At 54.4% G+C, this 16,060-nt stretch carries 12 protein-coding genes; 5 read left to right on the top strand and 7 right to left on the bottom strand.

Annotated features, from left to right (window positions below; genetic code table 11):
* Positions 1-2: 2 nt before the first annotated feature.
* The 3 genes from HBA55_RS25630 to HBA55_RS25640 form a co-directional block, all read right to left on the bottom strand.
* The gene (locus HBA55_RS25630; RefSeq protein ID WP_166997330.1) at positions 3-1,175 is read right to left on the bottom strand and encodes a phosphoglycerate dehydrogenase; all 1,173 of its coding nucleotides are present in this window, start codon (positions 1,173-1,175) and stop codon (positions 3-5) included.
* A 22-nt stretch (positions 1,176-1,197) separates the two neighbouring features.
* Positions 1,198-2,313, bottom strand: coding sequence for a phosphoserine transaminase (locus HBA55_RS25635; protein ID WP_166997333.1), 1,116 nt, complete (start codon positions 2,311-2,313; stop codon positions 1,198-1,200).
* A gap of 154 nt (positions 2,314-2,467) precedes the next feature.
* Positions 2,468-3,052 carry a TetR/AcrR family transcriptional regulator gene (locus HBA55_RS25640; protein ID WP_166997335.1) on the bottom strand — a complete coding sequence of 195 codons (585 nt, stop codon included), beginning with the start codon at positions 3,050-3,052 and terminating at the stop codon, positions 2,468-2,470.
* A gap of 134 nt (positions 3,053-3,186) precedes the next feature.
* On the opposite strand from HBA55_RS25640, the gene HBA55_RS25645 reads away from it, so the two are divergent.
* The 4 genes from HBA55_RS25645 to fusA all read left to right on the top strand — a co-directional run bounded on the left by HBA55_RS25645 (position 3,187) and on the right by fusA (position 7,921).
* A complete protein-coding gene (locus tag HBA55_RS25645; RefSeq protein WP_166997337.1) occupies positions 3,187-3,798 on the top strand; it encodes a glutathione S-transferase family protein in 612 nt (203 codons plus the stop codon).
* 23 nt (positions 3,799-3,821) lie between these two features.
* Positions 3,822-4,484 (top strand): glutathione binding-like protein, encoded by a 663-nt coding sequence (locus HBA55_RS25650; RefSeq protein WP_166997339.1) that lies wholly within the window; start codon positions 3,822-3,824, stop codon positions 4,482-4,484.
* A gap of 73 nt (positions 4,485-4,557) precedes the next feature.
* Entirely contained in the window at positions 4,558-5,562 is a 1,005-nt protein-coding gene (locus tag HBA55_RS25655) for a hypothetical protein (RefSeq protein ID WP_166997341.1), read from the top strand.
* 271 nt (positions 5,563-5,833) lie between these two features.
* Positions 5,834-7,921 carry an elongation factor G gene (gene fusA / locus HBA55_RS25660; protein WP_166997343.1) on the top strand — a complete coding sequence of 696 codons (2,088 nt, stop codon included), beginning with the start codon at positions 5,834-5,836 and terminating at the stop codon, positions 7,919-7,921.
* A 296-nt stretch (positions 7,922-8,217) separates the two neighbouring features.
* Here fusA and HBA55_RS25665 read toward each other — a convergent pair whose 3' ends face one another.
* The 3 genes from HBA55_RS25665 to HBA55_RS25675 all read right to left on the bottom strand — a co-directional run bounded on the left by HBA55_RS25665 (position 8,218) and on the right by HBA55_RS25675 (position 12,544).
* The gene (locus HBA55_RS25665) at positions 8,218-10,353 is read right to left on the bottom strand and encodes a molybdopterin-dependent oxidoreductase (RefSeq protein ID WP_166997345.1); all 2,136 of its coding nucleotides are present in this window, start codon (positions 10,351-10,353) and stop codon (positions 8,218-8,220) included.
* Between the two features lie 138 nt (positions 10,354-10,491).
* Positions 10,492-11,223, bottom strand: a complete 732-nt coding sequence (locus HBA55_RS25670; protein WP_240946294.1) for a crotonase/enoyl-CoA hydratase family protein — start codon at positions 11,221-11,223, stop codon at positions 10,492-10,494.
* A gap of 172 nt (positions 11,224-11,395) precedes the next feature.
* Positions 11,396-12,544, bottom strand: a complete 1,149-nt coding sequence (locus HBA55_RS25675; RefSeq protein ID WP_166997347.1) for an acyl-CoA dehydrogenase family protein — start codon at positions 12,542-12,544, stop codon at positions 11,396-11,398.
* A 179-nt stretch (positions 12,545-12,723) separates the two neighbouring features.
* On the opposite strand from HBA55_RS25675, the gene HBA55_RS25680 reads away from it, so the two are divergent.
* Positions 12,724-13,749, top strand: coding sequence for an AraC family transcriptional regulator (locus HBA55_RS25680; RefSeq protein WP_166997349.1), 1,026 nt, complete (start codon positions 12,724-12,726; stop codon positions 13,747-13,749).
* A gap of 11 nt (positions 13,750-13,760) precedes the next feature.
* Here HBA55_RS25680 and HBA55_RS25685 read toward each other — a convergent pair whose 3' ends face one another.
* The gene (locus HBA55_RS25685) at positions 13,761-15,758 is read right to left on the bottom strand and encodes an alkyl/aryl-sulfatase (protein ID WP_166997351.1); all 1,998 of its coding nucleotides are present in this window, start codon (positions 15,756-15,758) and stop codon (positions 13,761-13,763) included.
* Positions 15,759-16,060 lie beyond the last annotated feature (302 nt).

The following is a 16,060-nucleotide window of genomic DNA, read 5'->3' on the forward strand; positions in this document are numbered from 1 at the left end:
GTTTAACCGAGTACGCGAACGGCCATGACGTGCTCAACGTCCGAGATGGCCCGCAGTACATCTTCGGACGGCATTTGTTCAACGTCGATAATGTTGTATGCCACGTCGCCCCGGCTTTTGTTCATCATGTCCAACACGTTGATCTCGTTGTCTGTGAACACAGACAATACATGCCCCAGTACACCGGAGACATTATCGTTCACAAAGGTAATACGATAACCGTCTGCACGAGGCAGATTAATCAGCGGGAAGTTCACGGAATTTTTGATGTTGCCGTTTTCCAGATAATCCTTGACCTGATCAGCCGCCATCATCGCGCAGTTCTCTTCCGCCTCGGCAGTACTGGCTCCAATATGCGGCATCGCCAGAACATCGTCCCGATTCAGCAGGCACGGCTCAGGGAAGTCACACACATACATACCCAGCTGCTTGGCATTCAGAGAAGCGACAACCGCCTCCGCATCGACAATCGCTTCGCGGGCAAAATTGAGCAAAATCGCACCGGGCTTGACCGACTTGATGGACTCGCTGTTGATCATATGGCGTGTAGGCTCAATCGCCGGCACATGCAGCGTGATGTAATCCGCGCGGCCCAACAGTGACTGCAGATTTTCCATACGCTCAACCTGGCTTGGCAGACGCCAAGCGGCCTCTACAGAAAGCGCCGGGTCATAACCCACTACGTTCATGCCCATAGCCAGCGCCATCTCGGCAACCATGGAGCCAATGGCACCCAGGCCGACGACACCCAAAGTGCGACCATAGAGTTCATTACCGGCGAAACGCTTTTTCTCTTTTTCCAGCAGCTTGCCCATTTCACCGGCATCGTCCATATCGGTGAGAGTCTGAACGTAATTCATACCACCGGAAATGTCGCGGGAACTGAGCAGCAAACCGGCCAGCACCAGTTCTTTTACCGCATTGGCATTGGCACCCGGCGTATTGAAAACCACCACGCCAGCTTTGGTGTAGTCTTCAACAGGAATATTGTTAACACCGGCACCGGCGCGGGCGACAGCCTTCAGGGAAGAAGGGATTTCCTCGCCATGGAGTTTGTGGCTGCGCAGAACATAGGCATCGGGCGCCGAGCTTTCGCTGGAGACTTCATAGTGTTCGCGTTCAAAGCGATTCAATCCCTTGGTGGAGATCGCATTGTAGGTCTTAATCTTAAACATAAATCCTTCCTTATAATTCCAATCAGGCGGTCACTTGCTCATAGGCCCACTTGAGCCATGGCATCAGTGCTTCCATATCCGCTTGTTCAACGGTGGCACCACCCCAGAGACGCAGACCGTCCGGCGCGTCGCGATAGGCCCCAATGTCATAGGCCACGCCTTCCTGGTCCAGCAATTTGACCATCTGCTTGACCTGATCAGCACCGGCATCAACCGTCAGGCAGATGCTGGTGTTAGAGAGCGTTGAGGGCTCCTGTGCGAGGAACTGAATCCAATCGTTTTCAGCCACAAACCCGTCCACCACCGCCAGGTTGTCTTCCGATTTTTTGATCGCCGCGGCGACACCACCGATGGATTCGATCCAATTGAGCGCATCCAGATAGTCCGCCACGCACAGCATGGAAGGTGTATTGATGGTGGCACCTTTAAAGATACCCTCGATCAACTTACCACCCTTGGTCATGCGGAAGATCTTGGGCAGCGGCCAGGGCGGAGTGTAGGTTTCCAGACGCTCAACCGCGCGAGGGCTCAAGATCAACATGCCGTGAGCACCCTCTCCGCCCAACACTTTTTGCCAGGAGAAGGTCACCACATCCAGCTTTTCCCATGGCAGCTCCATAGCGAAGACCGCAGAGGTAGCGTCACAAATCGTCAAACCTTCGCGGTCATCGGCAATCCAGTCACCATTGGGCACCTTGACGCCGGAGGTGGTACCGTTCCAGGTAAATACCACATCGTGGGCTGGATTAACTTCGCTCAGATCCGGCAGCTGACCGTATTCAGCCGTCAGGGAACGGACATCCTCCAGCTTCAGCTGCTTGGTGATATCGCTGTGCCAGCCACTGCCGAAGGATTCCCAGTGCACCACATCCACAGGACGCTGGCCCAGCAGAGACCAAAGCGCCATCTCCACTGCGCCGGTATCGGACGCAGGCACAACCCCCACCCGGTAACCTTCGGGCAAACCCAACAGCTCCGCGGTCCGGTCACAGGCCTGCTGCAGCGCCGCCTTGCCCAGGGAAGAACGGTGGGAACGACCCAGCGTGCTGATATCCAGCGCGGACACATCGTAGCCTGGACGCTTGCTGCAGGGGCCGGAGGAGAAATTCGGGTTATTGGGTTTTACCTGGGGTTGCATAGTTCTCATCTCTAGTTCGCTTGGGACCCGGACTCATAAGTCTCGCTTTGCCTTCTATAAGGCCGGCTTATCCGGGGGAAGGGATTATGCCAGCTTTAATGGCACAGTGCAGCGCCCTGATAGTGGATATAAGAAGGGGTGATAATGGCACCGGTTACCAGCTGCGAATCTGGCCCAGCAATACCTGCAGAGCGGCCCGGGCCTGCTCGCCCTTACCCAGCCCCTGCAGGGCAATCAATCCCTGAACCTGCATCAACAGAAAATCGGCCAGGGCTTCAGCATCAGCGGACGGACTGATGTCACCTTTTTCCCGGGCCGAGATAATGACATCTCTGAGAGCCCCTTGCAGGCGACCAAAGGTTGCGTTGATGCTCTCCCGGGTTTGCGGGTCCCGGACTTCACCGGAGAGGATCGCGGTCTGCAGAAAGCAACCGCAGAGCCCCCTCTGGCCAGTCAATCCATCCAACAGGGCCTGGAAATAGACTTCCAGCGTTTCAACGCCGGGCTCCGGCACCTGCAGCCGTCGGATCAGCGCCCCAAACACCTTGTCCTCGTAATAATCCACCACTTTGGCATAGAGCGCCTGCTTGTCACCAAAGGTGTTGTAGATACTGAACCGATTGATGCCCAGCGCATTGACCAGATCCTGCATAGAGGTGGCCTCGAAGCCCTTACGCCAGAACAGCAGCATGGCCTGGTGCAGTTTTTCGTTGGGGTCAAAAGCGAGGGGTCTTGCCATGATTGGGGGGTTCCGATTTGTACCTGGTGGCTTTGAATAAAAAGATCATACCGTATTGTTGACCGATTGTTTAGAAATGACGTAGGATTTCTAAACGGTCATTCTGAAACCCATCTGATACAGGATCCCCAATCATGAAGATTTACGAGACCAGCACCGCGCCCAACGCCCGTCGGGTAAGAATGTTCCTGGCCGAGAAAGGCGTGAGTGTTGACTACGCCCAAGTGGATATCGTCGGCGGAGAAAACCTGAGTGAAGCCATGCGAGCCAAGAATCCCACCACCAAGATCCCCTTTCTGGAGCTGGACGACGGTACCTGCATCGGTGAAACCGTGGCCATCTGCCGCTACTTCGAAGAGCTGGAACCGAACAACAATCCTCTGATGGGCCGTAACCCTCTTGAAAAAGCGGAAGTGGAGATGTGGCAGCGACGCGCTGAGCTGCACGTCATGTTACCAATCGGCATGTGCTTTCAGCACACCACCGGCTACTTCAAGGACCGTATGACTCCCGTCGCCGAGTGGGGTGAAGTTTCCGGTAAGAACGCGGTTGAATATCTGAAGGATCTCAATGATCACCTTGCCGACTCGCGCTTCCTGGCTGGCGACTACTTCAGCATTGCCGACATCACCCTGTTGTGCGCCCTGGACTTTGGCCGGGTCATGAAAATACGCATTGCAGACGACCAGACTCACTTGCAGCGCTGGTACGAAGAAGTAAGTAGCCGCGACAGCGCCAAAGCCTGAGACAAACTCCCCGGAGAAACCCAATGATTGACCTGTACACTGCCGCCACGCCCAACGGCTGGAAGGCATCGGTGGCCCTTGAAGAAATGGCGCTGCCTTATCATGTTCACAAAGTGAATCTGTCAGAAGGCGAACAGAAGCAACCCGCCTTTCTGGAAATTTGCCCCAACGGTCGAATTCCAGCCATTGTGGATCGCGATAACGACCACTTTGCCGTATTCGAATCCGGCGCCATCCTGATTTATCTTGCGGAAAAAAGCGGCAAATTCTTCCCCACCGATATCAAGGGTCGCTCCGAGGTGATCCAGTGGCTGATGTTCCAGATGGGTGGCGTCGGCCCCATGATGGGCCAGGCCAATGTGTTCTACCGCTACTTCCCGGAAAAAATCCAGCCCGCCATCGACCGCTACCACAACGAGGTCAAACGACTGCTGACAGTGCTCGATACACGCCTCGCCGATAATGAATTTCTTGCCGGCGATTACAGCATCGCCGATATGGCCAACTGGTGTTGGGCGCGGACTCACGAATGGTCCGGCGTCGCTATTGATGAGCTATCGAATCTGCAGCGCTGGCTAAATACCATTGCCGAAAGACCGGCGGCTGTGCGCGGTATCGATGTACCCGGCAAGATAAACGTCAACAAGGAAGAGTTTGTCAAAGGCGCTCAAAAAATGCTGGCATAAGAACCAATCTGTCTTAAAGAACTGCGCTCCCCTGCCGATCGCCCGTTGAGGGTAAAAATCCAGGGGAGCAACGATGATTCAATTTACGGTTGAACATGCCCATCAGCGCCTGCGCTCCCTGGTGGATCCTCGTCCGGCACCGACACAACCCACGCTTGACCCGGAACCTGCGCCAGAAGTCATTCCTGCGGCAACCGAAGCAAAAAAAGACGCCGCCATCTCGCTCGCCAGCCCCCTGGCGGCATCCCTGCCCGATTCACGCATGCAGCTGCTGATTGCCATGGTCGAATACCTGTCCGGTAAGAAAATTTCCACGTACGGTGATGGCGATCCCGCCAAAGCACTGGAGGTCAATTCCACGGCGAGCAGTCAAACACTGACTGTCGAGAGCTCACCTGACACCCTCAACGCCGCAGATACAAGCGCAGATGACTCTATCGCCAATGTGCGTATTCGCCTGCAGGAGTCTGAATCACTGCAAATTCATATGCAGGGGCAAGTGACACTGGGTGACGGCAGAGAAATGTCCTTTGCCTTCAGCGAAAGCCAACGGCGGGAACTGGATATCCGACTGCAGGTGAGTTTTGCTGAGGCCGCGACGCTGATCGATCCCCTGGTTATCAATCTGGATGGACCGCTGAGCCTGCAGGATAAAACAGTCGCATTCGACCTCAACGGTGACACCCTAAAAGAAGAACTGTCGCAACTGGACCGGGGCAGTTACTACCTGGCTCTGGACCACAACGGCAACGGCAACATCGACGACGGCAGTGAATTGTTTGGCGCCATCAGCGGCGATGGCTTCGGGGAATTGGCCCTGCTGGACACGGATGGCAACGGCCTGATCGATGCCTCAGACCGGCATTTCAGCCAACTGATGCTATTCAGGCCCGGCGACGGCAGTTTTACCACCCTCAGCTCGGCAGGCGTTATCGCCCTGGGACTGGAAAACTCCGAGACTCCTTACACCTTTACCAACGACCAAGCGAAAGCCTTGGCACAGATCCGCAGCACCGGTTTTTACCTGCGGGATGATGGTCGCAGCGGCAGCGTTCAACAGATCGATTTTGTCGTTTGAGACAAGATTAAAAGCCCCATTCGGGCCTGCTGCTCGCTCACAGCGAATTCTGCGCCAAAACCCGCCCCCTCCAACACTCCCGGCAGCGCCCTCCCCCATCAAAGAAAGTTAATAATTTTCAAAGACTTATAGAAAATCGAAACAAAAATCTCCGACCCCATTCAGATTCGCAACAAAAACCTGTCAAAAACGCCATATTTCGCTTCTAAATGCCGCCAAAAACCTTGTATACTACCGCGCAATTTTTTCCCAGGCCTATTGAGAAACAGCAATGACCGACTTATCCAAATACAGAAATATCGGTATCTTCGCGCACGTTGACGCCGGTAAAACCACCTCTACCGAACGTATCCTGAAGTTGACCGGTAAGATCCATAAAACCGGTGAAGTACACGACGGTGAATCCACCACTGACTTCATGGAGCAGGAAGCTGAGCGTGGTATTACCATTCAGTCAGCGGCAACCACCTGTTTCTGGAAAGACCACCGCATGAACATCATCGATACTCCAGGGCACGTTGACTTCACCGTTGAAGTTTACCGTTCTCTGAAAGTTCTCGATGGCGGCATCGGCGTATTCTGTGGCTCCGGCGGTGTTGAGCCTCAGTCCGAAACCAACTGGCGTTACGCCACCGAGTCTGAAGTTGCCCGTCTGATCTTCGTCAACAAGCTGGACCGCATGGGTGCTGACTTCTACCGCGTGGTAGATCAGGTCAAGAAGGTACTGGGCGCCAACCCTCTGGTGATGACCCTGCCTATCGGCATCGAAGACGACTTCAAAGGCGTTGTCGACGTACTGAGCCAGAAGGCTTACATCTGGGACGACACTGGCCTGCCAGAAAACTTCGAGATCGTCGACATCCCCGAAGACATGGTTGACGACGCTGCCGCTTACCGCGAAGAGCTGATCGAAACCGCTGTTGAACAGGACGATGACCTGCTGGAAGCCTACATGGAAGGCGAAGAGCCCACCATCGAAGACATCAAGCGTTGTATCCGTAAGGGTACCCGCGACCTGGCCTTCTTCCCCACTTACTGTGGCTCCGCCTTTAAGAACAAGGGTATCCAGCTGATCCTGGACGCCGTTGTTGACTACCTGCCTGCGCCTACCGAAGTTGATCCTCAGCCTCTGACTGACGACGAGACTGGTGAGCCCACTGGCGAAGTCGCTACCGTATCTGCCGAAGAGCCACTGCGCGCCCTGGCATTCAAGATCATGGACGACCGTTTCGGCGCCCTGACCTTTATCCGTATTTACTCTGGTGTTCTGGAAAAAGGCATGACCATCCTGAACTCCTACACCGGCAAGACCGAGCGCGTTGGCCGTATGGTTGAGATGCATGCGGACGAGCGTACCGAACTGGATCGCGCCCAGGCCGGTGACATCATCGCCGTGGTTGGCATGAAGAACGTTCAAACCGGTCACACCCTGTGTGATCCGAACAACCCATGTACTCTGGAACCCATGATCTTCCCAGAGCCAGTGATCTCCATCGCTGTGTCTCCGAAAGACAAAGGCTCCACCGAGAAGATGGGTGTTGCCATCGGTAAGATGGTTGCCGAAGATCCTTCTTTCGTCGTTGAAACTGACGAAGACTCCGGTGAAACCATCCTCAAAGGTATGGGTGAACTGCACCTGGACATTAAAGTCGACATTCTCAAGCGTACCTACGGCGTTGAGCTGGAAGTGGGCGAGCCTCAGGTAGCCTACCGCGAGACCATCACCCAGCCTCTGGAAGACAGCTACACCCACAAGAAGCAGTCCGGTGGTTCCGGTCAGTTCGGTAAGATCGACTACCGCATCCGTCCGAATGAGCCTGGTACCGGCTTCACCTTCGAGTCCACCGTTGTGGGCGGTAACGTTCCCAAGGAATTCTTCCCAGCTATTGAGAAGGGCTTCAAGAACATGATGGACGAAGGTCCTCTGGCCGGCTTCCCGATGCTGGACGTTCACGTTGAGCTGTACGACGGTGGCTACCACGCCGTTGACTCCTCTGCGGTAGCCTTCGAAATCGCTGCCAAAGGCGCTTACCGTCAGTCTATGCCTAAGGCCGGTCCTCAGCTGATCGAACCCATCATGAAGGTTGACGTGTTCACTCCGGAAGACAACGTGGGTGACGTCATCGGTGACCTGAACCGTCGTCGTGGCATGATCAAAGATCAGGAAGCCGGCACCACTGGTGTTCGCATCAAGGCCGACGTACCTCTTTCCGAGATGTTCGGCTACATTGGTCACCTGCGTACCATCACTTCCGGTCGTGGTCAGTTCTCCATGGAGTTCAGCCACTACCTGCCGTGCCCGCAGACTGTCGCCGAGAAGGTTATCGAAGAAGCCAAAGAGCGCAAGGCTGCCAAGTAAGCCTTTAGCGACTTAACTTCTAAAAAACCCGGTTGCGCAAGCAACCGGGTTTTTTTATGCCTCAACTCAAACCTAACAATGAGGCAGAAAACTCAGTGTACCGCGGAGCTAGCGGAGGCTGGGGGTGCCGTTTTCCGGGCATAAAAGAGGGCGCCGAAGGAGTAAAAAAGACAGGCGCTTTTTGCTTGGCTTTTTTGGGACTGAGGGAAGGCCGGAGGGCCGCCCGACAGCTCGGAAAACGGCACCCCCAGCCTCCACTTGAGGCACGAAACTAGAAGCCCCTGAACTAAACCAACTCAGGCCGCCCCAACGGTAACAACGACACCATTCAAAGCCGCATTACCGGTAACCCGATCATAAAACTTCTCATCGGTAATATCGTTACAACTGACACCCGCCTGCTCAGACGCAATGCCCAATTGAACGCCATCACGCTGATGCCCCCAGCCATGAGGCAGACTCACCACTCCAGGCATCATCTCATCTGTGGCGACCACCGTGGTAACCACCTCACCAACCCGAGACTGAACCCGAACCTCAGACTGATCCTCCAACCCACGCGCTCGCAGATCATCCGGGTGCATCAACAACTGCCAGCGGGGTTTACCCTTCACCAGACGCTGATAATTGTGCATCCATGAATTACAACTGCGCACATGACGGCGTCCGATCAACAACAACTCCCGCTCATCGAGATCCACCCTGCTGGCCTGCAAACGCTCCACATCCGCCAGCACAAAATCCACCGCCAGATGAATCTTGCCATCCTCCGTACACAACCGCGCAGCCATTCCCGGCTGCAAAGGGCCAAGATCCAGGCCGTGAGGGTGCTCCCTGATCTTATCCAAAGTCAGCGCCAACTCGTGATCACCCTGACTGCCGTAATGACCATATTGAATTCCCATATCCAACATCTGTGCAGGCGCAGGCAATGGCTTTAACTCACGATCCTTCAAGTGGGCAATCTCCACCGACAACTGATTGAGAATCTGCCAATCGTGAAGCGAATCTTCGGCCGGCTCAAATACCGGCTCGTTGTAGCGAGCCGTGTTGTGAACCGCCAGCCGATGAAAAGCGATATCGTAATGGTCGTGCTCCAAAGGCCCCGTGGGCGGCAAAATAATATCCGCATGGCGAGTGGTCTCATTGATATAAATATCAATCGCCACCATAAACTCCAGGCCGTCCAGTGCCTGATCCAATTGGCGGCCATTGGGCGCCGACAACACCGGATTGCCGGCGATCGTCATCAAACCGCGAATCTGCCCTTCGCCTTCGGTCAACATCTCTTCGGCCATCACCGAGGTTGGCAACTCACCGCTGAATTCCGGCAACCCACTCACACGGCTTTGCCAGCGGCCAAAGTTTCCAGCGCCGGTCTCGCCCGGTTTTACATAACCCATCGCCGGCGACGTCAACAGCCCCCCCCCGCGGGAATCAGTCGCACCGATCAATACATTAATAACCTGAATCGCCCACTGGCACAGAGTGCCAAACGACTGCACCGAAACACCCATGCGCCCATAGCAAACCGCTCTCTGAGTATTCGCCAACTCGCGGGCCAATTCACGAATACGATCCGCATCGATACCGGTCTGCTGCTGGGCCAGCTCCGGAGTGAAGCTCGCACAAGCTTTTTGGACGTCGTCCAAACCATCAACTACAGATGTCAGGTGACCCGGATTGACAAGATCCTCTTCAAACAAAGTCTGAATAACTGCCATCAACAAAAACGCATCAGTACCCGGACGGATAAACAGATGCTCGTCGGCAATCTCCGCCGTCTCGCTGCGACGGGGATCAATCACTAAAAAGCGGCCGCCCCGCTTCTGAATAGCCTTCAAGCGTTTGGTCACATCAGGCACAGTCATCAGACTGCCATTGGAGGCCAGGGGATTACCGCCGATGATCACCATAAAATCCGTGTGATCGATGTCGGGGATTGGAATCATAAACTGGTGGCCATACATGGCCATGCCCATCAGCTGGTGAGGCAACTGATCCAGAGAAGTGGCGGAAAAGTTGTTCTTACTGCCCACCGCTTTGCGGATAATACCGGCGTGCGTCATTGTGCCGTAGTTATGCACGCCGGGGTTACCACCATAAACAGCCACGGCATCATTGCCATGCTCCAGCTGGATAGCCGCAATCCGCTCAGACACCTCACTCAGGGCTTCATCCCAGCCTATGGCCTGCCATTCGCCATCCACCTTTTTCACCGGTTGGCGCAGCCGATCCGGGTCCTCATGCAAGTCCTGTAAGGCGGTTGCCTTGGGGCAGATATGGCCCCGGCTCAGGGGGTCACTCTTGTCCCCTTTGATCGAAAGGATCTGTTCGCCCCGGGTCTTGATCTCCAGACCACAAATGGCTTCGCACAGATGGCAGGCTCGGTAGTGGATTTTGGTAGGTTCGTCTATTTGTTGTTCGGACATGGCTAATCACTCGTCTTTGTTATGACTTTATGTAACCACAATCACAAATCGGCAACGAGTTTATTTGCGTGATTGCGCTGTATCACGCCCGATGATAGGGCTCATAGAGGTATCTGCTCTTGTGTCGTCTCGATCAGCTTATCCAGCCAACGCCTCCAAGGCTTCCATTTGAGTCTTGTAGTCTTCCTCAATGGCCCAATCCAGCCTCTCCAGCCATTGTGCCCGCGCCTTCAGCTTTGTCGCCAGGTGAGCTGGCATATTGAGGCCCTTCAGGCGAGTTGCCTCAGCAGTTGCCGCCTGCATGATCTCTTGCGCCGGAACCACTTTATCGAGGAAGCCAGCGACCACCGCAGTAGCGGGATCATACATTTCACCATTGACGACTGAGCGATTGAAAAATGCGGGCGTCAATCGGCCACGGGGCAGTTCAATACCAACATGGTGCATGGTCATACCGATTTGGACCTCATTAAGGCCCAGGTTAAAAGGTCCGTCCACACCAATGCGATAGTCACAGGCCATCAGGGTAAAGCAGCCCTGGGCAATGGAGTGGCCGGTGCAGACACCGACAACCGGATACGGGAATGCCAACAGTCGACGACACAGCCGTGAACCGGCGGTCACCATCTCCACGCCCTCGCGTGCGTCCCTCTGAAACACCTTCAGGTCAAAACCGCCGGAGAAGATACCCGGTTGACCTACCAGCATGACGACCGCTTTATCGGCCTCAGCCTTATCCAAGGCACCATTGATCGCCTGAATATGTTCCGGCGACATCGCATTCACCTTACCGTTTTGCATGGTAATGGTGGCGATACCGTCATTTAATTCGTAGTTCACCAAATCGGTCATGGGTTGTTCATCTCTCATTGTTCTGATTCAGTTCCATTATTGTACAGGCGGATGGGCTCTGACAGTGGCCAAAAACAGCAACCTGACTAACGAAAAAATCCACACCCAAAACGACAAAACCGGATCGATGCCTGCACCTCGATCCGGTTTGTTGCAATATTCAGGTTTTTTAAAGAGCCCTAAATAACCCTTAACGCCCCAGAATCCCCCGGGAAATCACTTCTTTCATAATCTCAGAAGTACCTGCATAGATTGTCTGAATACGGGCATCCACATAGAAACGGGAAATCGGGTATTCCGTGGTGTAGCCGTAGCCGCCAAACAATTGCAGACATTCGTTCACCGCACGCAGCTGCATCTCAGTCGTCGTCAGCTTGAGAATCGCGGCATCCTCCACCGTCATGGTGCCCTGCTTGAATTTGGCCATATTTTGGTCCAGAAGCGCCTTGCTCAAGGCGATGTCGGACTTGACCTCGGCCAGCTTAAAGCGGGTATTCTGGAACTGAGAAATGGGCTGACCAAAGGCCTTGCGTTCTTGGACATAGGCCACCGCCAGATCCAGAGCCCCCTGAGCCTGAGCCACCGCCTGAGTCGCACAACCAAGGCGCTCGCGGGGCAACTCCTCCATCAGGTGCACAAAGCCCTTGTTCTCCCCGCCCAGCAGGGCTGAGGCAGGCACTCTCAGGTTATCGAAAAACAGCTCAGCGGTATCGCTGGTGTGCTGCCCGATTTTCTCGATCTTCTGCCCCTTGGAGAAACCGGGCAAGGATGCATCTACCAGGAACAGGGAGATTCCCTTGGAACCGGCATTGGGGTCAGTCTTTGCACAGACGATCACCACATCAGCGTGAATACCGTTGGTGATAAACACCTTGGAACCGTTGATTATGTAATCATCACCGTCACGTACCGCACTGGTGCGCATGCCGGCCAAGTCACTGCCGGCACCGGGTTCGGTCATGGCAATGGCACCTACAGCTTCACCCGTGACCATTTTAGGCAGCCATTCGTCTTTCTGAGACTCAGTACCGAGATTAAAGATATAAGGCGCCACAATGTTGGCATGAATGTTATAACCACTGCCCAGGCCACCGTAACCCAGACGTGACAATTCCCACTCAATCATCTGGTTGACTTCAAAAGAGGCACCGGCCGAACCGTACTGTTCCGGCATGTCGACACACAGAAGACCAGCGGCACCCATGGTGTTCCACAGCTCCCGTGGCACCATATGGTCCTTCTCCCACTGCTCGAAGTGAGGTTCTACTTCCTGCTCAAAGAAACGCAGGACCATATCGCGGAACAATTCCAGTTCTTCAAAATTTTCGGCAGCCGTCATCGCCAGACCTCATAAATGTGGGCGGTTTAGAGAAGGCATAATTCTTGGTCAAAATTCACTGCTGGACAATGATCAATGCTGCCATATAATTAGCATTTTCGGACAGCGACTTTTTGAGAAATGGCTGTCTACCTACAGATATAGCACTAATAGCAAAGATTATTACCAGAATCGGACACATGACAAACACTCATGACTTTAACCACACGGTGGCCAGCTACTTTGCCAGAGCCCACCTCGCCGCCGGGGTACGGATCGGTCTGGACGAGTCTGAACTGCTGCAGTTTGCCGCCATATCACCGAAGCTGCTGAATCAGCCAGCCTCACGCCTGGCCCCCAAGCAGCTGGCCCGTTTGATGGTAAAGATCATGCAACAGGCCGACGATGAATTTCTGGGGCTGACCCGCCAACCTGCTCGCTTTGGACTCTTCATACTGCTTGCCGAACGACTGATCTTGAGCAACAACCTTAGAGACGCCATGCTGGAAACCAAGCGTTTTTATGACTTGGTGAGCCCCGCACTGAGTTTTGAAATCCAAGAGCAAGGTGACGAAGTCAGCATCACCATAAAATTAACTGATCCGGAACTGGATCCTGACAACACTCTGATCGAATTCCTGCTGTTGGTGTGGCACCGCTTCCCCTCCTGGCTGATCGGTCAGGTCATCCCCATGAAAAAAGTGCAATTTATGCACGCACCACCCGGTCACGTAGAGGAGTACCGCCTGCTGTATCCGTCCGCCCGGGAATTCCACCAGCCACGCTATGCACTGGTGTGGCCCCGTGAGGTTCTGGACCTGCCCATTCATCGTAACGCCGATCAACTGCGGCGCTATATCTCCCAGGTGCCCCTGCAGTGGTTTCGCAAGCCCCGCTTTGCCGACTTTCAGACTGAGCGGGTCATGCAGATCCTCGAACAGTCCTCCAACCCGCATCTCACCACGCTGGAAGATGTCGCCGAACAGCTGCATATGACATCCCGAACCTTGAGGCGCAAACTGACTGCCGAAGGCAGCCGGTTCCAACAAATGAAAGACGACCTGCGTCGGGATCAGGCCATCTACTGGTTAAGCCAGGACAATGTGTCCATCAACGAAGCTGGCGAGCGGGTCGGCTACACCGAAACCGCTTCCTTTATTCGCGCCTTTAAGAGCTGGACGGGCATGTCACCTGGTCAATACAAAAAGGGATTGCATGAACGTTGATGCAGGTGACCTTAAGGAGTGACAATATTGAAGTTGCCAACAGTCGGGTCAAACATCGAGAAAAACGACAACAACTCCATCTTACTGCCGTTCACAGACAGCTGATCGCTAAACAGCGTATCTTTCATCCCCGCCTGCCCCGTTACCAGCTGCAAAAACAATTCACGTGTAATCTCAATGCCCGCATCAGCAGCCGGATCCAACTCCCGCTGCTTGTGGTGCAGCACGGCATTCTCGATCCAGAGCACGTAATTTTCGTCCGTATCTGTCATGCGGACATTGATTACATGGTCCGCGCCATCGGCTTTTTCACCATTAAGACTGGCAGCCATATTGTCAAAAAACAGCGGTGTTGGCACTTCGGCAATCAACTCCTCGGCATCCGACAGATCCACCCCGCTTTGCGGAGCGCCGTGTCGCAATTCGTAGGCGGCCGTCAAATACACATCCCGCCAGGGACCGGATTCCGCCTGATAACCCAATTGATCATAGGTCTTGGCAAGCAGCGCTTTCGCCTGACGATTGTCCGGCTCCGCAAACACCAGGTGATTAAGCACTTCAGCCACCCAGCGGTAATCACCGTCATCGAACGACGCCTGAGCCTTTTGCAACAGCGCCTCAGCACCACCCATAAATTCCACATAACGCCTGCCTGACTCACTGGGCGTGTGAGGATTTAGATTAGCGGGATTGCCGTCGTACCAGCCAAAATACCACTGATAAACCGCCTTGGCGTTATGGCTCAAAGTGCCATAGTAACCGCGATTGCCAAAAGAATTGCGAAGACTGCTCGGCAACTCCAGCTGCTCGGAGATCTCTCTTGGTGTATAACCCTGATTGGCAAGACGCAACGTCTGATCATGAATAAACTTATAGGTATCCCGCTGCTTTTTCAGGTAATCGACAATTTCATCGGTGCCCCACAAAGGCCAATGGTGACTGGCGAAATAAACATCTGCCTGACGCCCAAACAGATCAATCGCCTCATCAATATACCCACTCCAGGCCAAGGCGTTACGCACCTTGGCGCCTCGCAGGGTATACACATTATGCATATTGCGGGACATTACCTCCGCCCCACAGAACGCCCGATGCTTTGGCAGATAGAAAGTAAACTCGGCCGGCGCCTCGGAGCCCGGCGCGTACTGAAACACCATCTCGACACCATCAACAATCAAGGTATCACCCGTGTTCCCCACAATATGCGTCGGTTCCAAAATCCCGATGCGCCCGCCTTTGGCAGGCTCCTTACCCAGTCCGGTATCGACATGACCGCGCTCGGAAATCGGCAGATTGCGTCCATACATAAACGTGGCGCGACGCTGCATCGCCACTCCTGCCATCAGGTTTTCACTCACCGCTTCTTCCATAAAACCCTTGGGCGCGATGACCTGAAGATCGTCCAGCTCGGATTCCCGCAGCGCCCCCAACACCCCACCAAAGTGATCCACATGGCTGTGAGTAAATACTACTGCTTTAACAAGCTTGTCACCCAGGTGCTCCCGGGCAAACGCCATGGCGCGACGAGCAGTATCTTCAGTGGTCAACGGATCGACCAGAATCCAGCCGTTGTCAGTGTCTATCAATGTGACGTTGGCCAGATCAAAGCCCCGTAGCTGATAAATACCCTTGGAGACTTCAAACAGCCCGTGAATACCGTTGAGCTGCGCCTGACGCCAGAGACTTGGATTGACAGACTGGGGTGCCTCGCCTTCGATAAAATCGTAAGCATTTTGATCCCAGGCCAGATCACCTTCCGGCGTCTGCACCCGCAGGGACGAAGGACGAGCGATCAGCCCCCGGCGCGCCAGCTCAAAATCCATCTGATCAGACAAGGGTAAACTGCCGGCAACATTCTGATTATGCTTGCCGGTTAACTCTGAAGGCGCCGTAAACCCGTTGTCATCGGCGCCAGGAGCCAATGTCAGGGAGTCAGTGCGGTCGCAGCCCGAGAGCGCCAGTAACAACGAACCCGCTAACAAGGAAGAAAGAAAAAGCCGTGTATTCATCTGAAATTCGCCGAAGTTTGGATACCTTTAGTTATACAGCAGCAGACGGAGAACAACTTGTCTTTGAACGACAATCACCGTGGTAAGGTGGCAAAAACGGCTTCGTGCCATAACCGGAAGTTCATAATCCTGGTTCAGGGCACCATGGGCGTTCGATAATGTCTGCAACGACCGCACGACGTAGGGTGGATTAGAAGCGCTTTGCGCTTCGTAATCCACCGATCCGCCGAAGGTTTAAATTGGCGGCGGCCGTGTACAAATCACCTGTTGCAGGCACATTCAAGGGTGTTAAAAACCGGGCC

Origin of the sequence: Pseudomaricurvus alkylphenolicus (assembly GCF_011683955.1) — a bacterium.
Lineage (GTDB): Bacteria > Pseudomonadota > Gammaproteobacteria > Pseudomonadales > Cellvibrionaceae > Pseudomaricurvus > Pseudomaricurvus alkylphenolicus.